This window comes from Mycobacterium sp. (genome assembly GCF_965229105.1).
GTDB lineage: Bacteria > Actinomycetota > Actinomycetes > Mycobacteriales > Mycobacteriaceae > Mycobacterium.
The window spans coordinates 4,093,048-4,111,122 of record NZ_OZ245858.1 but is presented as its reverse complement, the minus strand read 5'-3'; the positions used below and the strand labels follow the sequence as shown (position 1 = coordinate 4,111,122).

Below are 18,075 nucleotides of genomic sequence, written 5' to 3'. Positions count from 1 at the left end.
CTCTGGTAGCCACTTGCCGGAGGGCGACAGCTACACGCGACGCACTCTTGTCTCCCGACGACGTGATCACCCACGTGCGATCGTGTACGCCATGGAGCAACGATGCCGAAGATGAGCCCCCTCCCTGACTTCGATGCTGAATTCGATTACGTCATTGTCGGAGCAGGCAGTGCGGGCTGCCTGCTCGCCAACCGGCTCAGCGCCAACCCTGATCACCGTGTACTGCTGCTTGAGGCCGGCGGTAAAGACGACTGGTTCTGGATCAAGGTGCCGGTGGGCTACCTGTACACCATTGCCAACCCCCGCACCGACTGGTGCTTCACGACCGAGGCTGACCCAGGTCTGGCCGGCCGCAGCATTCACTATGCGCGGGGCCGCGTGATCGGCGGCAGCTCGTCGATCAACGCCATGATCCATATGCGCGGACAAGCCAGCGATTACGACCTGTGGGCACAGGCCACCGGTGACGACCGATGGCTGTGGGGTGGCCAGGACGGTGCCGGCGAAACCCTGGCGATCTACAAGCAGTTGGAGGACTACTTCGGCGGCGCCGACGAGTGGCACGGCGCCGGCGGTGAGATCGCCGTCGAGCGGCCGCGGGTGCGTTGGAAGATCCTGGACGCCTGGCAGGCCGCCGCCGCCCAGATGGGCATCGCCCCGATCGACGAGTTCAACCGCGGAAACAACGCTGGCAGTGCGTATTTCCATGTCAACCAACGCCGCGGCCGCCGCTGGTCGATGGCCGACGCGTTCCTGCATCCCGTAGCCCATCGGCCTAATCTGACCATCTACACCCACACCCAGGCTTTGAAGCTGTTGATGGACGACCAGGTCCAGGATGGTCAGCGTCGCGGTGCCTGGACTACAGCCCAGCGCCGCGCGACCGGTGTGCGACTGCTCAAAGATGGCCAGCTCATCGACGTCCAGGCCCGTCGGGAGGTGATCCTGAGCGCCGGAGCGATTGGGTCACCGCAACTCATGCAGGCCTCGGGCCTGGGCCCGGCCGCACTACTCACCCAGCATCAGGTGCCGGTGGCCGTCGATCTGCCGGGAGTGGGTGAAAACCTCCAGGACCACCTGCAGCTGCGAACGGTCTACCGGGTGCGGGGCGCCCGGACCGTCAACACGCTGTACCGCAACTGGATCACCCGGGCAGGCATGGGACTTCAGTACCTGCTGCTGCGGTCGGGCCCCATGACCATGCCGCCCTCCACGCTGGGAGCTTTCGCCAAAAGCGATCCCGCGCTGGCCAGTCCCGATTTGGAGTGGCATGTGCAGCCCTTGTCATTGGCCAAGTTCGGCGAACCGCTGCACCCTTTCGCAGCGATCACACCCTCAGTCTGCAATCTGCGACCCACCTCGCGCGGTCATGTGCGCATCGCCGGTGCAGATCCGCTGACCTACCCGCAAATCTCCTGCAATTACCTGTCCACTGACGCCGATCGCCAAGCCGCCGTGCGGGGCTTGAGGATGACCCGGCAGATCATGGCGGCGCCGTCCCTGGCCCGCTACTGTCCAGAAGAGCTGCTTCCCGGCCCGCAACTGGTCAGCGACGAAGACCTGCAGCAGGCGGCCCGTGAACTCGGTACCACCATCTTTCATCCGGTCGGCACCTGTGCGATGGGAGCCTTCGACGCCCGCGGTCTGCCGCGGTCGGCCGCCACGGTGCTCGACACCGATTGTCGTGTGTACCGGGTCGCCGGTCTTCGAGTGGTTGATGCTTCGGCGATGCCCACCATCACCTCCGGGAACACCAACGCGCCGGTCATGTTGATCGCCGAACGCGCAGCGCGGGCGATTCTGGAATGACTCGCTCAAAACCGAGAGGTGCCGATCCGGAATAACTCCGCGGCCGTTGCACTTGGCTCAAGAGTCGCCTTTCCCTGACTCAGGAGCATCCATGACCCGTCCCGTCCGCGTTGCCGTGCAGATCCAGCCCGGCGGCACGCCCGATTACCGCACATGGCGCGACGCCGTCCTGGCCGCCGACGACCTTGGCGTCGACGTGATCTTCGGCTACGACCACTTCCACCGCCCAGCGATGAAGGGCATCGTCGACGGCAAGCCGGTCATGTTCGACGAGCAACCCGACGTCGCAAACTTCGAGGGTTGGACCGCGCTTGCGTCGTGGGGCGAGATCACCTCACACGCCGAGATCGGGCTCCTCGTCACCGGCGTCGGCTACCGCAACGCGGACCTGCTCGCTGACATGGCGCGTACCGTCGACCACATCAGCGGCGGTCGGCTCATTCTGGGTCTCGGCGCGGGATGGTACGAAAAGGACTACACCACTTACGGTTACGACTTCGGCACCTTCGGGTCCCGCTTCGATCTGTTCGATGAGAGCCTGATCCGCATCGAGAAGCGGCTCGCCGCACTCGTTCCGCCGCCCGTGCGCAAACTGCCGATCCTCATCGGCGGCACGGGGCCCAAGCGCTCGCTGCCCGCTGTTGCCAGGCACGCCGATATCTGGCACGCGTTCCAGGACCTTGACGCGTTCCGCAAGTCCAGCGACCGCGTCGATGAGCTGGCAGCAACGTTCGGCCGCAAGGGCGCCGATATCGAACGCTCAACGCTCTGGGCGGACGCCGACAGCGCCGATGCCTTCCGCGAGGCAGGAGTCACGTTGTTCCAAACCGAACTCACCGCCGACGACGGTTACGACCTCACGTCTCTCAAGCAGATCCTCACATGGCGGGACAACGGGTGACCACGATCTAGCCGGTGTCCTGATCAGCACATTGGCTACCGGCGAGCATTTCGGCCAAAACATCTACCGCACAACACCGGTCAGCTTCCACGGCACTCAGCACCGATTCACTCCCCCATGACTTTTCCATTCCCGGTTACCATGAGGCGGATGTCAGAAAATGACGAAGGCGCCAAGCCGGTACGGCGCGATGTCGTACGCAATCGCCGACGGGTGATCGATGCGGCGTCCGAAGCATTCGCTGAGCATGGCGTGGATGTCGGATACGACTTCATCGCGGTCGGCGCCGGCGTCGGGGTCGGCACCGTATACCGACATTTCTCACAACGTTCGGACCTCGTCCTGGCGGTCTTCGAATCGCGGATCGACAACCTCGTCGAGCTCGCCACCGCAGCCCTGGATCAACCCACCGGTGCCGCCGGGCTCCAATGGTTTCTCGAGCAGTTACTTCAGGTGCAGTCACTCGACCGCGGGATGCGGGACGTGCTGGCCGGCCGAGTGCCGCGGGACGAACGAATGCCGGATGTACGCAACCGTATGGCACCGGCGGTCGACAAACTCATCGCGCGAGCGAGACGTGACCACACCTTGCGACCGGACATCGAAAGCGCCGACATCGCAGCCCTGGCAATGGCTTTGAGCCTACTGAGCTCGACGGAGCAGCCTGACCTCTGGCGGCGTTACCTCGTCCTACTTTTCGATGCCCTAGTCCCCCACCGCGCCGCCATCACCCCGCTGCCCATGAACGCGCCACTGGAGCGGGAATTCAACGACCTGACCCAGGGCCGCTGACGCACAGCGGTTCGCGCTGGCTGTCAACATCTTCGGAGCTCGAGACCAACCATGACAAAGTTGAAAATATCCTCCGCTTTGTCTACAGTAAAACGGAAATCTTTCTCCGTATTTCTGTCAAGTCAGGATACGGACGGACCACACGACGCCGGAGAGGAACGGACACATGACCTCCGGGAACGACAGCACGCTCAGCGGCAAGACGGCGTTGGTGACCGGTGCATCGAAAGGGATCGGCGCGGGCATCGCCCTTTCGCTCGGGCGAGCCGGCGCCAACGTCGTCGTGAACTACGCGACCAGTAGATCTGGAGGCGACGACACCGTCAGGCGCATCGAAGCCACGGGTGGGCAGGCGGTGGCCATCGGCGCGAACATCGCGATCGAGGAGGAGGTCGATGCCCTCTACGATCACGCAGCCGCGTCATTTGGAACACTGGACATCCTGGTGAACAACGCAGCGATCTTCCAGCCGGGCCCACTGAAAGATTCGACCGCACAATCGTTTCACGATCAGTTCAACGTCAACGTCCTCGGACTGCTGTTGTCCTCGAAGCGATTCGCTGCCCAGGCCGACGCCGGTGCGAGCATCGTCAACATCAGTTCAAACGGCTCGCAGCTCGCGCCGATGAATCTCGGCATCTATGCCGCGACCAAAGCTGCCGTCAATACGCTCACGAAGGTGCACTCCAAAGAGCTTGGCCCACGGGGAATCCGCGTCAACGCCATCTGTCCGGGGCTGGTGGTGACCGAAGCCACCCGCAACAACGGACTCGTCGACTCAAGCACGGCGGCGGCCATCATCGAACAGACTCCCCTGCGGCGTGCCGGTCAACCCGATGACATCGCGGCCGTGGCCACCTTTCTCGCCTCCGATGAGGCTCGCTGGCTCACCGGCCAGATCATCACCGCCTCCGGAGGCATCTGACCCAGGAGTTCCGACTCCCCCGCCGACGGGAAGCCCTCGTAATCGTCACTGGCCGTGACTATTTCGCGCTGACAAAAAGTCAGCGAAAGAGGCGGAAGAACCCGCGCACCTGCTCGACGAGCGACTCCGGCTGCTCCAGCGCGGCGAAGTGGCCACCGCGCGGCAGCTCCTCGAACCAGCGTAGGTCGGTGAACCGCAGCTCGGCCTCCCGCCGCGACGGCCGGGTGATGTCGCGCGGGTAGACCGACAGCCCGGACGGCGCGGTGACCTTGTCACGGAAGCTGCCAAAGCTCTCCCAGTACAGGCGCGCCGATGACGTGGCCGAGGCGGTGAACCAGTACACCGAGATCTCGTCGAGGATCTTCTGCCGCGACACCGCGTCCTCGGGGTGGCCGTCGTTATCCGTCCAGGCCCAAAACTTCTCGGCAATCCAGGCAGCCTGGCCGGCCGGCGAGTCAGTGAGGCCGTAGCCCAGCGTCTGCGGCCGCGTCGCCTGCTGGCCCGAATATCCCCGGCCGGTGCGCTGAAACTCGTTGGCGGCCGCGAGGTTCGCCAGCTCCGCGGGCGTCGGATCATCAAATGTGCCCAGCGCCACGGACGCCATGTTCAGGTGCACACCAACGACCCGCTGGGGCGCCACCTCCCCCAACGCGCCGGATACCGCCGAACCCCAGTCGCCGCCCTGCGCGCCGTAGCGCTGATAACCCAGCGACACCATCAACGTGTCCCAGGCGCGCGCGATGCGGTCGACGCCCCACCCGGTCGTTGACGGCTTGTCGCTCCAGCCGTACCCGGGTAGCGACGGTGCGACCACGTGGAACGCGTCCGCCGGGTCCCCGCCGTGCGCACGCGGGTCGGTCAGCGGGCCCAGGATGTCCAGGAATTCGAGCACCGAGCCCGGCCACCCGTGGGTGATCACCAGCGGGAACGCGTCCGGCTCCGGTGATCGGACGTGCAGGAAGTGGATGCCCAGCCCGTCGATGGTGTCACGGTATTGCGGAAACGCGTTGAGCCGATTGGTGAATCCGAAGTCGTAGTCCTCGGCCCAGCTGCGGCAAAGCTCCTGCGTGTACGCCAGCGGCATTCCCTGTGACCAGTCGTCCACTGGCTCGGGTTCGGGCCACCGCGTCCGTCTCAACCGTTCACGCAGATCCGCGATGTCGGCGTCGGTGATGCTGACCTCAAACGGCTCGGCGACCACAGCGGACCTCCCTTACTTACTCGGCCGGGGTCGAGGCCGGGTTCGTGGGTTCCATTCTGGCGAAGACCCTCCAGTGCTTCGAACACGTCCCCGAGGCTACGCGAGCGGATAGTCAACGACGTTTGCCACCGGTCCCTGGCCGCCGAAGCCGGCAGCCCAGCTGGCTGTTTCACTCTTGAACATCGTGATGGTGGGTTTCGCCGGCCTCACGTACGAACTGTTCACAGGTCTTGGCATCTACCATCAGAATAACAGTTACGTTAATATTGAGAGTTAGTGTCATATTCTCTACTGAAGCCGGCGGTAAACGCATGATCCTCGACAACTTTGCAGTTACCGACAAGGTCGCCATTGTCACCGGCGCAGGCCAAGGGATCGGGCGCCGCATCGCTATCGGACTAGCCGAAGCGGGTGCCGATGTCGTCATCGCCGCGCGGACACGGTCCGACTTGGACGAGGTGGCCGCTCGCATTGAACGGACAGGTAGACGTGCCTTCGCGGTCCAGGCCGACGTGACGGAGTCAGATCAGCTGGAGCACTTGGTGACTGAAGCTCTGCGAGTCTTCGGTCGACTCGACATTCTGATCAACAATGCCGGCGGTACAGCACCCCGGCCGGCGATGATGACGTCGGAACGTTTCCTGCACTCCGCTGTCCACTTCAATGCCATCGCACCGTTCCTGCTGACCAAGATCGCCGCCCAGGCAATGGTGGATACCACCGGAAGCGGCAGCGTCGTCAACATTTCCTCCCGGGCCGGCGATATGGCGCTCACCTCGTTCGTCGCCCACGGAGTCGGCAAGGCCGCTCTGACTCATCTGACCAAGAACCTTGCGGCGGAGTTCGCCCCCAGGGTCCGCGTCAACGCCATAGGTGCCGGCGCCGTCGACACCCGAGCCCTGGCCACGGTGATGCAAGATGAGCAGATGAAGCGCGAACTGCTGTCCCGCACTCCGATGGGGCGGGCTGGTACCCCGGAGGATATCGCCTGCGCGGCCTTGTATCTGGCCTCCCCTGCGTCAGCGTGGGTCACCGGCACGATTCTCAACGTCGACGGAGGATCCTCCGTTCCGGCCATCGAGATTCCTGTTCCGCCCCTCGAACCAAAAGCGGTGCGCTGACCGTGTCCATCTCAGAGAACGACTCCGCTCAGGTCGATGGCGCCGCGTCGCTTCCGCTTCGTGAACGCCAGCGCATTGCGCTGCGCGCCGATATTCACCACGCCGCTTTGCGCCTGTTCGCTGCCAAAGGCTTTGACAACGTCACCACCGAAGCAATCGCAGCGGAGGTCGGCATTTCACCGAGTACGTTCTTCCGGCACGTGCCGAGCAAGGAATACCTTCTGCTTGGTGCGTCTCAGCGCGGACGAGCAAAGGTGGTCGCCAACTTTCACGCACGACCGCAAGGCGAGGATGTCGCCGACGCCCTGGCTGCGGCCATCCTCGCGCGCACCTCTCAGTTCGTCGACGACGACGAGACACTCGAACTATGGCGGCGCGCAATAGCTTCGGCGCCAGCAGAGTTGCGGCGAGCCTCCATTCTCAATCGTGAAGACTGCGACGAACTGATCGACGCGGTCGCATCCCGGCTGAGCGGCAGCGTTCCATCGGCCGATATGCGGGCTGGGGTGCTGGTCCGCGCCGCCGTCGCGGCGGTCGAATACGCCTACGAATGGTGGCTCACCTACGGCCAGGAACAGTCTTTGCACGCCCTCACCGAACAGGCGCTCCACCTGGTCACCCGTGGGCTCGCCGCGCCAATCCCGCGTGGGCACGGTCGACGATGACGGATACGACCGTGGCCACCCCACCACTGGTACGGCGACGGCTCGACTACCTCCTACTGCCGGCCTTCGTGCTCGGGATAATCAACGCCATCGTGTTGAGCCTGCCGGAAGGACTGGGAGTGCCTGTCGCCCCTGATAGTTGGTGGCCACCATTGCGGGCGTTGTACACCTGGGGTGTCGAACAGGAACCGCAGCATCTCGTCATGCCACCCGCATTGCAGGCCTCACTCCTCTACGACGGTTTGGTGCAACTGCCGCTGCTCATTGTGCTCACCATCGGACTCTGGAGTCTCAAGTCGTGGCCCTGGCTGAGCACCCTGGCCCTGGCCTATGCCGTCAGCGCAGTGATGAACATGTACTTCTACTTCGCACAGACCTTCCTCGGACCCGACAGCCCGCCGCATCTCATGACCTACCTACCGCTCAACCTCCCCTGGGCGATCGTGCCGATGTTGGTGGCATATCGCTTCTGGCCGAGCAGTCTTCGTTCTCAGGCTGGCCGAACGCCGCGATAGATCCCACGTCGGACCACCCACGGCAGCAGGACCCGATGAATCACCCACGCCGGAATCTGAATGGTCCGCCCGTCTGGAGCGAAGAACATCAGTCCGTCGTCCTGCACACCGAGCACAGAGCCCCACCGCGACCGGGAGGCTCGATAGTTCTTGAGCGGCCGGCCGGCCAGGTGGGCACGAATATTGTTCGCCAGCAAGCCATCAGCCCGGTTACGGGCAGAGGACCGCAGCGGGTCTGTGGCCGCGACGTCGCCGATGGCGAAGATCTCCGGGTGGGTCCGCGTCTGCAGGGTGGGTCCGACCGCGACGAAGCCGTGCTCATCGAGCAACGACTCGGGGAGCCAACCGGTATTGGGGCGCGTTTGACCGATCGCCCAGACGACGGCGTCGGCCTCGGCGGGGTCTTGTCCGGTACTCCACTGCACCGGCTCTTGGGTGATCTCGTCGCACACGAATCCATCGGGTACGACTGCCCGATGCTCTGGGTGCACGCCGACCCCGAGCCCGACGAGGCGAGCGCGCACCTTCGCCCAGGCACGCGGATGATGTTCTCGGAGGGCTTGCGGCCCAGGGAAGTACAGATCGACTTTCTTCTGCGGCCACCGAGTCTGTACGTTGGCCGCCGCGCTGACAGCCGCCGCTCCCCCGCCGATCACCATCACCGACGTCGCGTCGGCGAGGATCTGGTGATGCGACCGGACCTCGGCGTCGATCTCCGCGCGCGATTGCAGAGCGGTGGTGCGCCAAAAACCGTTCGTCACACCGGTCGAGATGATCAGTACGTCGTAGGTCTCGATCTCGACGCTACCGTCGAAGCGGCGGACAGTGACCTCTTGTGCTTCGGGATCGAGACCGGTCAGCACCCCGTGCACCCTGCGGACGCCGTCGAGCCGTCGATAGCGACCGAAGTCGACACGGTTGTCACGAGCCCAGTCATCAGGTCTGGCCAACCGCACCCCGAGCTCCTGGCCGCTCACCAGCTCGGGTTTCGCCGAAATCCCGACGACGCTGGCGTGGCGGGACAGTCGGATGGCCGTGAGGAGCCCGATATCACCTAGGCCTGCGATGAGAACCTTGGGCATGCAGTCACTCTCGTCGACTAGGACGTAGCCGCGGCACCGGGACGTCCATTGCCGGTTCTTCGCAACCACCGTCGACGTGCAGGAGTTTGCCGGTGACCCACGCCGATGCCGGCGAGGCCAGATAGAGAGCAGCGCAGGCGATGTCTTTCGGCGTCCCTGGCCGGCCCATCGGGGTGTTGGCCTCGAACTGGGCCCGCAGTTCGGCGTTGGTGAGCACGACCTCCAGCCCCTTGGTCTCAACGCCACCCACGATGATCCCGTTCACCCGAACCAACGGGGCGAATTCTCCGGCGAGGTTGCGTGTCATCTGATTGAGTGCGGCCTTGCCAGCCCCGTAGGCGACGAACGAACTCATCACCATGTCGGAGCACCGCGATGAGATGTTGACGATCGAACCGCTGCCTGCGGTGTCCACCATGGCTTGAGCGGCCAGCTGGCTCATCAGAAACGGCGCGGTGACGTTGAACTTCATCGCCATATCGAAGAACCGTTCCGAGGTCGTCATCGCCGGTCGAGGTCCGGTCCCGCCCGCGTTGTTGACCAGCACATCCAACCGGCCGTAATGCGTGGTGGCCGCATCGATAAGCCAGCGACGATCCTCATCAACGAGCACATCGGTGACAACGGCGAGAGCACTGCCGCCGGCCGCCTCGATATGTGCGACGACCTCGTCGAGGTCGGCCTTGGTGCGCGCACCGAGGACGACACTGGCTCCGGCCTCGGCCAGCCCCAGCGCAATCCCACGGCCGATGCCCTGGCCGGCCCCGGTGACAACGGCGACGCGTCCCTCGAGCCGGAACTCATCGAGGATCACTTGTGACGGCCCAGCCCGAACTGAGGTGCGGCGCGGCCCGCCAGCAAGGGCAGATCGAGGTAGGTCTTGATACCGGGATCGGCTGCCACCACATACGGGATCGCGCTGACACAGTGGTTGGCGGTGACGACGATGCCGGGGTTGCGTACCAGACCCTCCTCGATGGTGTCTGGCTGCAGACCTTTGAACGTCAGCTTGACATCGGGTTCGCCACTGATCTCGACCTCGAATCGCTCCCCCTCCGGCCCGAAACTCCAGGCCGGGTCGAAGTGCTCCTCCCCCATGAACCAGTTGACGCTCGCGGTGACGACGGGCGTTCCGTCAACAACAGCGCGCCAGTGGAACTTTCGCGCCGCGACCTGCCCCGGTTGGATGATTCCGACTGGTGTATCGATCGGCTCTGTCGCCACGGCGACCTCCTGCACAGTATCGAGCTCGGGATCCACGTCGAAGCCCATCTCGGTCACGATCATCCGGACAGATGCCTTGAATCCCGCGCCCAACAGACCGACGATCGGTCCGGCCATCGCCTCTTCTGGCGAGACCCCGAACCCCATGATGTAGCGCACCACATCAGGTGCGTTGTAGGTGCGGATGTCACTGAATTCTTCCGACCGCACATGCGTGACGCCTGCGGTCAACGCCGACACCATCAGCGGGAACCGCTCGGTGATGCCACCAGGGTGAATACCGGTGCCGTGCAATGTGCTTCGCCCCTCGGCGCAGGCATCGAGGATGGCTTTGCAGTTGTCCAGATCGGGATAGACCCACCCGACGGGGGTGACGACGTTCTTGCCCGACCGAAGCAGGGCCACCACCTCGTCCTCGTTCGGCAGCAGAGGGCTGTAGACCACGCAGTCGGCATCGAGGGCCAGAATCTCGTCCATGCTGGTGGTCGCGGTGACACCGATCGGGTCAAGGTCGACGAGTTCGCCAACGTCCTTGCCGTTTTTGGCCTCCGAGTGCACCCACGCGCCCACCAACTCGAGGTCAGGATGCGCCAGCACCCCCTCGATGGCCGCCTTACCCACGCCACCTGTCGCCCACTGCACCACTCGAATCGCCATGCGAACCATTCAAGTCGTTTGTGAGAGTCACTGTCAATATTACAGTGAATCCCGAATGGTCAGGTCAGGGTGCGTCCAGGCGTGGCGGGGTGATGTTCCGATCGGGGCGGGGGCCGGGGAAGGACATCCCCGCACCGGGTGCCCAGCCGGACTCGACTACCAGGTCACCCACCTCAGCGATGTTCAGCACATCCAGCTCGTAGTCGAACAGGCCATCGCCGGCGTGATGGAGCAGCGAGAACGCCGGAGCCTGATAGGCGGTGCCGTTCGCGCGAGTCCCGGGGAGGCGGTTCCACCAATAGGTGACGAGGCGGTCGCCGTCGACCATGGTCCACTCTTCGGGGAAGCTCCAGCCCTCGAATCCAGTCATGGAGTGGTCGAGGAACCGGGTGATTTCGGCGCGGCCCTGGACTCGACCCCAGGCCGGGTCAATAAAGACGGCGTCCTCGGTGAACCACTTTCCGATGGCCGACCAGGGATCGTGCCCCGCAACGCAGCGTTCGCGCTGTTCGACGTATCGCCGGTACGACGCCAGCGCCTCCTGCTCGCGCGCGGTCAATTCTGCCATCGTGTCCCCTTCGGTTGGTGCCGATCGACCGATACGTCGCCGAAAATGATTGTCTCTACTGCCATTTCGCCGCGTTGTCCGACGCTTCGTCGAGAAGCCCGAACGTACCCAATCTGACAGTGACTATCAAGAAGCAAGTTGCAGTCCCGGTCTCACTTGATGACACGGAAGCGCAAGTGCGCTACGCCTGGCGCCTGCAGTACCCGTTCGAGTTCGAGCTCAGGTTTACCTGCATCGAAGCCGTCGAACAGGCGCTCTCCGGATCCAAGGATCACCGGATTGACTTGCAGATCGACCTCGTCGACAAGTCCCGCTTTGAGCGCCTGACGCGCGCAGGAGGCGCCTCCGGCGATCGAGATGGCCTGGTCGCCGGCCGCCGCCTCGGCCTGTGCGTACGCAGATTCGATCCCGTCGGTGACAAAGTAAAAGGTCGTTCCGCCGCCCATGTCGATCGGGTCGCGCTCGTAATGGGTCAGGACGAATACCGGACAGTGGTACGGCGGGACGTCACCCCACCATCCCCTCCAGTCCGAGTTCCCCCATTCGCCGCGGATCGGCCCAAACATGTTGCGTCCCATGATCGTCGCACCGATGCCGGCCATCATGTCCGACACCACCTCTCGGTTGACCGGATGGTCGCTGTTCGGACCGATGTGCCATTCGTGAAGGCGCAGGCCACCGACGCCAAGCGGGTGATCTTCGTCTTGATGTGGGCCCGCGACGTAACCATCGGCGGAGATCGACATCGACAGATTGGTTCTTGGCATAGATTTTCCGATCCAGTGGGACGATCCGGTAATACGTCATTCTGACTTCGGCAGGCAGACGAACTCATCGAATCAGGGCCGGACACCCGTCTTTGGCGGGTTTTCGGTAATAACTGGCGGAACATCAGTTGCACGCCCGACACGGCGCGCCGACTCTGGTGTGATGTCTTATTCCATGGGTGATCTGGTCGTCCCGGTTGCGGCCCAATGAAGGCCTTCTCCGAGAGCGGACGTCAAGAGTTTCTGGCCGCCACACATGTGGCGGTCTTGTCGGTCGCTACCACGGATGGCCGCCCACCGGCCAGCGTGCCAATTTGGTATGAGTACTCCCCTGGTGGGGACATTCGGATCAGCACCACCGTGGCTTCGCGCAAATCGAAGCTGATAGAACGGGCCGGGGCGGTCACGATGGTCGTCCAGAACGAGCAGCCGCCGTACCAATACGTTGTTGTCGAGGGCACCATCGTCGACACCACGACTCCCACACCATTCGAGATGCTCGAGGCCACCGCGATCCGATACCTCGGCGAGGACGGTGGGCGGGCGTTCACCAGCAATATGGCGAGCAGTATCGGCCACGAGAACACCGTGATGTTTACCATCCGGCCCCTCCGCTGGCTCACCGCCGATTTCTCGGATGAGCTATAGGTTCTGCCGCAGCAGAACAGCGGCTATGGTCGAAAAGTGCATTCTGACATGGCGATTGCCGTGAAGTGAGCGAAGTGAGCGGCGAGCCGGTGCACTGGACCGACGATACTGCGGTCTGCGAACCGATGGCCCACGGCCAGGGCGTCGCTCCGCACTTCCACGACTACGGCCAGCTCAGGTACGCCACTTCTGGCGCCCTGGTCACCACCACCGAGGTTGGCACATGGGTGGCGCCGGCGAACCGCATTACCTGGGTGCCTCCTTTTTACGTCCACAGCTCTCGCTCCTATGGCGAGACCGATATTCGACTGCTGCGGGTTCCGACGACACTGGCAGAACAACTCCCGGCCGAGCCATCTGTGTTCGTGACCACTGCGCTGATGCTCGAGGCCTACCTGGCGCTCGTCAACGAACACGAACCCGTCGACAGCGCTCGCACCCGCCTACTGCTGGAGGTCGTCACCGTCGAGCTCGCCCGCGCCGCAAAGGAATCACTGCGCCTTCCGGAACCGAGCGACGCGCGACTGAAAGCCGTGACCGATCTCCTGCACACCGACCCGGCCAACCCGGCGACGCTGGCCGATCTGGGGCGCTCAACTGGCTCAAGCGAACGCAGTCTCAGCCGCCTGTTCAGCAGCGAGCTGTCGATGAGCTTCCACCAGTGGCGAACTCTGCTGCGTATTCAGCGGGCGCTACTCGAACTCGGCCAAGGCACCTCGGTCACCGACACCTCAATGCGACTGGGTTGGGCGAATCCAAGCAGCTTCATCACGGCCTTTACCGACCTTGTCGGCCAGACACCAGGGCGATACCGCCGGCATCGATATGGAATAGGCGCCTCGCAGCCGACGTTGGTGTCCCGGGAATGGGCGCTACCACGTGGAGGCGATGCATGAAGGTTGGAATCATCGGTGCAGGGCAGATCGGTGGCACGTTGGTACGTCGGCTGCGCGAGCTCGGACATGAGGTGACCGTGTCGAACTCTCGTTCTCCCGAGACTCTGGCAGACCTCGCGAGCGAAACCGGTGCGACGCCCGCGTGGGCCAAGGATGCCGCAGTCGATGCCGACCTGGTCATCGTGAGCATTCCGCAGAAGGCCGTGCCCGACCTCGCCACCGGAATTGTCGATGCGCGTCGGCCCGGTGCGCCGGTGATCGAGACCAACAACTATTACCCGCAGCAGCGCGACGGTGAGATCGCGGCGATCGAAGACGGCCAGGTTGAAAGCGCGTGGGTCGCCGAGCAGATCGGTGCACCGGTCTACAAGGTGTTTAACGGAATCTGGTGGAAGCACCTGCTGGAGAGCGGAAGCCCCGGCGGCACACCGAAACGCATCGCGCTGCCGGTCGCAGGCGAAGACGGACCTGGCCGTGCGCTGGTCCACGATATCGTCGACCAACTCGGATTCGACCCCGTCGATGCCGGACCGATTTCCGAATCGTGGCGCCAGCAGCCTGGAACGCCGGTGTACGGCAAAGACTTTGACGCGGACAACACCCGCAAGGCGCTCGCCGAGGCGACGCGGGAACGTACGTCTGAATGGTCCGCGCGCACGACCACCTAACTAGACGCGAGCACAAGCGCCGTTCTTCGGTCCGTATTTCCAGGGTGTTAAGACTTCGGCCATCTGGCCGCTCGGTCTTGCGTGCCGGCGAGTCTGCCCCTACCGTCCCTCAGTAAGCGATCCGTTAAGTACGTCTTAACGAAATGAGGGACGTGTTTTCTGAACCCACGATTACCGCTGCCAAAGTCGACGGCGCGGCTCGTTCCATGCTCGGAGATCGGCTCCGGGCGGCCCGTGAGCGCGCCCGACTGTCGACGCGGGATGTCGCGGGCCGGGCGGGGGTGAGCGCAGGGTTCATCAGCCAGGTGGAAAACGGTAAGTGCGGGGTTTCCGTCGGAGTGCTCAAGCGCCTTTCTGCTGCCGTCGGCGTCTCGGTGGCCGACCTGCTCTCCGACGAAGCGCCCGTCGCGCGGCCGGTGCTGCGAGCGCATGAGAGGCCCATCTTTTCCAGCGACAGCGGATTACAGAAACTGCTGCTCTCACGGCCGCCGATCCACCAACTCGAAGTGTACGAAGGCACATTCGAAGTGGGCGGCTCGACTGGGCCCGAACCGTACGCGCACGATAATGCGCAGGAGCTCTTCTACGTTCTCGCCGGCCACATCGAGATTTCGATAGCCTCCGAGACGCTCATCCTCGGACCCCGCGACAGTGTCGAGTACCTCTCGTCGGTTCCGCACCGGGCCGTCAACATCGGCGCAACCCCAGCTCAGGCCATGTGGATCACATCGCATTTCACCCCGCCGGTCGATACCAACCCCCTCAGCGCGCTACCCGCTCATCAAATGAAGGAATGACACCATGACCGCTCGCGATCGCCTGCTGATCACCGGAGGCCACGTCTTCACCCCTGCTGGAATCGTCGAAGAACCCGTTCTCATCGAAGACGGCATCATCACCGCGATCGGCGCCGACGCGCTCTCTGCTTCCGGCGCCGTCGAGATCGACGCGGCGGGTGGCCTTGTCTCTCCGGGCTTTCAGGACTGCCACATCCACCCCTATCACGCCGGTCTCGACATGATCGCCTGCGATCTGACCCCCTACGTCACCGCTGACGGCTACCTCGAACGCATCGCCGAGTACGCGGCGGCCCACCCCGAGCTGGACTGGATCAGCGGCGGCGGCTGGTCGATGGACTCATTCCCCGGTGGCCTGCCGACGGCGGCGGCACTGGACGCCATCGTTTCTGACCGGCCGGCGTTCTTTCCCAACCGCGACGGCCACGGCGCTTGGGTCAATACGAAAGCCCTGGCGATCGCCGGAATCGACGATACGACGCCCGATCCCTTCGACGGTCGGATTGAACGTGACGCAGACGGCCACGCGATCGGCACATTGCAGGAAGGAGCCATGGGCCTGGTCGCCCGACACATCCCACTACCCAGTCAAGATGACCTGGACGAGGCGCTGAAAATTGCTCAGCAGCAACTATTTTCGTGGGGGGTAACCGCGTGGCACGACGCCATCGTCGGCGCCACGAACGATACCCCCGACTGCCTCGACTCCTACTTGCGCGCCACGGCCTCCGGAGTGTTGAAGGCGCACGTCGTCGGCGCACTGTGGTGGGACCGCAACCGCGGGCTCGAGCAGATTCCCGAGCTCGTGGAGAAACGTGAGCGCGCCCTGGCCGTCGGGTTTGCGGCCACCACGGTCAAGATCATGCAGGACGGTGTCGCCGAGAACTTCACGGCCGGGATGCTCGAGCCCTATCTCGACGCATGCGGTTGCCCGGGCAAGAACACCGGTAAGAGCTTCGTGGACCCCACCACCCTCATCGAGATCTCCACGCAGCTAGACGCTTTGGGCTTTCAGCTGCATTACCATGCTCTCGGCGACCGGGCCGTGCGTGAATCGCTGGACGCGATCGAGGCGGCCCGCGCGGCCAACGGAGACAGCGACCTGCGCCACACGCTGGCCCATATCCAGGTGGTCCACCCCGACGATGTCCCCCGGTTCGCCGAACTGAAGGTGGTCGCGAACATGCAACCGCTGTGGGCGCGGCACGAGGGCCAGATGGACCTGTTGACCATTCCGTTCCTTGGCACCCGCCGGGCGGCCTGGCAGTACCCGTTTGGTTCACTGCACAGGGCCGGGGCGCCGTTGGCGTCGGGAAGTGATTGGCCGGTGAGCACCGCGAATCCGCTGGAGATCATCCACACAGCAGTCAACCGGGCGCCCGCGGGCGCGGCGGGCGCGGCCGCTCTGCCGTTCCTTGGCGAGCAGGCGCTCTCGCTGGCCGACGCGTTGATCGCACACTCTCTCGGTACGGCCTACCTCAATCACGACGAACATCGTTCTGGCAGCATCGAAGTCGGTAAGGCCGGGGATATCGTCATCCTCGACCGCGATATTTTCGCCGCCCCGGTGGCCGAAATCGGTTCGGCCACAGTGCTCTACACGATCATTGGTGGCGAGATCGTCTATGACGCAACCTCGACCCTGGTCTCGGCATGACCATCATGGATCTGACCGCCGCATCCACCGAGCCCGTCACCTCAGCCCCCGGCTCCGTTGAACTGCGCTCGCTCACCAAGAGCTACGGGTCGGCGGTGGCCGTGGACAATCTCACGCTCAACGTGCAGGCCGGGGAGTTTCTCAGCCTGCTGGGACCCAGCGGGTGCGGCAAGACGACGACGCTTCGGATGATCGGTGGCTTCGAGTTTCCCGACGACGGTTCCATCCAGATTTCCGGCCGCAACGTCGAGAACCTCCCACCGCATAAACGTCCCGTCAACACCGTGTTCCAGGCGTACGCCCTGTTCCCGCATATGAAAGTCGCCGATAACGTCGCCTACGGGCTGCGCCGATCGGGTGTAGCCAAAACGGAGATGGCCGACCGCGTGAGCCGCGCCCTCGACATGGTGAGAATGACGGCTTTCGCCGATCGGAAACCCGCACAGCTCTCGGGCGGTCAGCAGCAACGCATTGCTTTGGCACGGGCTTTGGTGAATCGGCCGGCGGTGTTGCTGCTCGATGAGCCGATGAGCGCCCTGGACCGCAAGCTGCGGGAGGAGATGCAGGTCGAGCTCAAACTACTGCAGCACGAACTGGGCACGACCTTCATCTTCGTCACGCACGACCAGGAGGAAGCGCTGTCGATGAGCGATCGGGTCGCGGTGATGAAGGACGGGCGGATCGAGCAGATCGGCACGGCCTCAAGCGTTTACGATTCGCCGGAGTCGGCCTTTGTGGCGGGTTTCATCGGCAGGCAGAACTCCTTCGCTGGCACCGTCTCCTCATTCGACAGCACCGGAGCAAGCGTGCGCACCGCAGGCCTCGCGCTGCATTCCTCACGCCAGACCAAGGGCAGCGTGCCGGCAGCGGTAGGCGCTGAGGTCACCGCGGCGATCAGGCCAGAATCGGTGCACATCACCACTGCCGCGCCATCGGGTGCCGAGGCTCTGTCGTCGGACACCCCCGTCAACTCCGTCACCGGCACGCTACTCGGAGTCTCAGAACTCGGTCACGCCCTGCAGTTGGTCGTCCACACACCGAGCGATGGCCAGATTCTGGCCCGTCTGCCCCGCGCCGCCAACCCACCCACCGAACTCGGTTCGCCGGTGGTGTGTTCGTGGTCGGCCGACGCCGTCCGCATCTTCACGTCGTAACCGCTGCTCCCCCGCCCATCGTCTCGCC

The 18,075-nt window shown here is 64.1% G+C and carries 19 protein-coding genes; 13 read left to right on the top strand and 6 right to left on the bottom strand.

Features of this window, described 5'->3' with window-relative positions; translation table 11 throughout:
• Positions 1-111 precede the first annotated feature (111 nt).
• The 4 genes from ADBZ9O_RS19145 to ADBZ9O_RS19130 all read left to right on the top strand — a co-directional run bounded on the left by ADBZ9O_RS19145 (position 112) and on the right by ADBZ9O_RS19130 (position 4,427).
• Positions 112-1,809, top strand: a complete 1,698-nt coding sequence (locus tag ADBZ9O_RS19145) for a GMC family oxidoreductase (protein ID WP_526524529.1) — start codon at positions 112-114, stop codon at positions 1,807-1,809.
• 91 nt (positions 1,810-1,900) lie between these two features.
• Positions 1,901-2,710: an LLM class F420-dependent oxidoreductase gene (locus ADBZ9O_RS19140; protein ID WP_526524528.1), complete on the top strand. Its 810-nt coding sequence runs from the start codon at positions 1,901-1,903 to the stop codon at positions 2,708-2,710.
• A 150-nt stretch (positions 2,711-2,860) separates the two neighbouring features.
• A complete protein-coding gene (locus tag ADBZ9O_RS19135; protein WP_526524527.1) occupies positions 2,861-3,502 on the top strand; it encodes a TetR/AcrR family transcriptional regulator in 642 nt (213 codons plus the stop codon).
• 166 nt (positions 3,503-3,668) lie between these two features.
• Positions 3,669-4,427 carry an SDR family NAD(P)-dependent oxidoreductase gene (locus ADBZ9O_RS19130; protein ID WP_526524526.1) on the top strand — a complete coding sequence of 253 codons (759 nt, stop codon included), beginning with the start codon at positions 3,669-3,671 and terminating at the stop codon, positions 4,425-4,427.
• A 79-nt stretch (positions 4,428-4,506) separates the two neighbouring features.
• Here ADBZ9O_RS19130 and ADBZ9O_RS19125 read toward each other — a convergent pair whose 3' ends face one another.
• A complete protein-coding gene (locus ADBZ9O_RS19125; protein WP_526524525.1) occupies positions 4,507-5,628 on the bottom strand; it encodes an alpha/beta fold hydrolase in 1,122 nt (373 codons plus the stop codon).
• Between the two features lie 311 nt (positions 5,629-5,939).
• Here ADBZ9O_RS19125 and ADBZ9O_RS19120 point away from each other — a divergent pair, with 311 nt between their 5' ends.
• The 3 genes from ADBZ9O_RS19120 to ADBZ9O_RS19110 are packed head-to-tail and all read left to right on the top strand — an operon-like array spanning position 5,940 to position 7,929.
• Positions 5,940-6,749 (top strand): SDR family NAD(P)-dependent oxidoreductase, encoded by an 810-nt coding sequence (locus tag ADBZ9O_RS19120; RefSeq protein WP_526524524.1) that lies wholly within the window; start codon positions 5,940-5,942, stop codon positions 6,747-6,749.
• A gap of 2 nt (positions 6,750-6,751) precedes the next feature.
• Positions 6,752-7,414 carry a TetR/AcrR family transcriptional regulator gene (locus tag ADBZ9O_RS19115; protein ID WP_526524523.1) on the top strand — a complete coding sequence of 221 codons (663 nt, stop codon included), beginning with the start codon at positions 6,752-6,754 and terminating at the stop codon, positions 7,412-7,414.
• Complete coding sequence (locus ADBZ9O_RS19110; protein ID WP_526524522.1) at positions 7,411-7,929, top strand: hypothetical protein; 519 nt, start codon at positions 7,411-7,413, stop codon at positions 7,927-7,929. Before ADBZ9O_RS19115 ends, ADBZ9O_RS19110 begins: the two co-directional genes overlap by 4 nt.
• Here the strand turns inward: ADBZ9O_RS19110 and ADBZ9O_RS19105 are convergent.
• The 5 genes from ADBZ9O_RS19105 to ADBZ9O_RS19085 form a co-directional block, all read right to left on the bottom strand.
• A complete protein-coding gene (locus ADBZ9O_RS19105; protein ID WP_526524521.1) occupies positions 7,905-9,011 on the bottom strand; it encodes an FAD-dependent oxidoreductase in 1,107 nt (368 codons plus the stop codon). The two genes, ADBZ9O_RS19110 and ADBZ9O_RS19105, sit on opposite strands and share 25 nt — an antisense overlap.
• A 4-nt stretch (positions 9,012-9,015) precedes the next feature.
• The gene (locus ADBZ9O_RS19100) at positions 9,016-9,825 is read right to left on the bottom strand and encodes an SDR family NAD(P)-dependent oxidoreductase (protein WP_526524520.1); all 810 of its coding nucleotides are present in this window, start codon (positions 9,823-9,825) and stop codon (positions 9,016-9,018) included.
• Positions 9,822-10,892, bottom strand: a complete 1,071-nt coding sequence (locus ADBZ9O_RS19095) for an NAD(P)H-dependent amine dehydrogenase family protein (RefSeq protein ID WP_526524519.1) — start codon at positions 10,890-10,892, stop codon at positions 9,822-9,824. The genes ADBZ9O_RS19100 and ADBZ9O_RS19095 overlap by 4 nt, the downstream gene beginning before the upstream one ends.
• 64 nt (positions 10,893-10,956) lie before the next feature.
• On the bottom strand, positions 10,957-11,460 hold the full coding sequence (locus ADBZ9O_RS19090) for a nuclear transport factor 2 family protein (RefSeq protein ID WP_526524518.1): 504 nt from the start codon (positions 11,458-11,460) through the stop codon (positions 10,957-10,959).
• Positions 11,461-11,612: 152 nt separating this feature from the next.
• Positions 11,613-12,227, bottom strand: coding sequence for a dihydrofolate reductase family protein (locus tag ADBZ9O_RS19085; RefSeq protein ID WP_526524517.1), 615 nt, complete (start codon positions 12,225-12,227; stop codon positions 11,613-11,615).
• Between the two features lie 207 nt (positions 12,228-12,434).
• Here ADBZ9O_RS19085 and ADBZ9O_RS19080 point away from each other — a divergent pair, with 207 nt between their 5' ends.
• The 6 genes from ADBZ9O_RS19080 to ADBZ9O_RS19055 all read left to right on the top strand — a co-directional run bounded on the left by ADBZ9O_RS19080 (position 12,435) and on the right by ADBZ9O_RS19055 (position 18,047).
• A complete protein-coding gene (locus ADBZ9O_RS19080; protein ID WP_526524516.1) occupies positions 12,435-12,875 on the top strand; it encodes a pyridoxamine 5'-phosphate oxidase family protein in 441 nt (146 codons plus the stop codon).
• Positions 12,876-12,949: 74 nt separating this feature from the next.
• Positions 12,950-13,771, top strand: coding sequence for a helix-turn-helix domain-containing protein (locus ADBZ9O_RS19075; protein ID WP_526524515.1), 822 nt, complete (start codon positions 12,950-12,952; stop codon positions 13,769-13,771).
• Positions 13,768-14,439 carry an NADPH-dependent F420 reductase gene (locus ADBZ9O_RS19070; RefSeq protein WP_526524514.1) on the top strand — a complete coding sequence of 224 codons (672 nt, stop codon included), beginning with the start codon at positions 13,768-13,770 and terminating at the stop codon, positions 14,437-14,439. Before ADBZ9O_RS19075 ends, ADBZ9O_RS19070 begins: the two co-directional genes overlap by 4 nt.
• A gap of 152 nt (positions 14,440-14,591) precedes the next feature.
• Positions 14,592-15,236 carry a helix-turn-helix domain-containing protein gene (locus ADBZ9O_RS19065; protein ID WP_526524513.1) on the top strand — a complete coding sequence of 215 codons (645 nt, stop codon included), beginning with the start codon at positions 14,592-14,594 and terminating at the stop codon, positions 15,234-15,236.
• Between the two features lie 4 nt (positions 15,237-15,240).
• Entirely contained in the window at positions 15,241-16,893 is a 1,653-nt protein-coding gene (locus tag ADBZ9O_RS19060) for an amidohydrolase (protein WP_526524512.1), read from the top strand.
• Positions 16,890-18,047, top strand: a complete 1,158-nt coding sequence (locus ADBZ9O_RS19055; protein WP_526524511.1) for an ABC transporter ATP-binding protein — start codon at positions 16,890-16,892, stop codon at positions 18,045-18,047. The genes ADBZ9O_RS19060 and ADBZ9O_RS19055 overlap by 4 nt, the downstream gene beginning before the upstream one ends.
• Positions 18,048-18,075 lie beyond the last annotated feature (28 nt).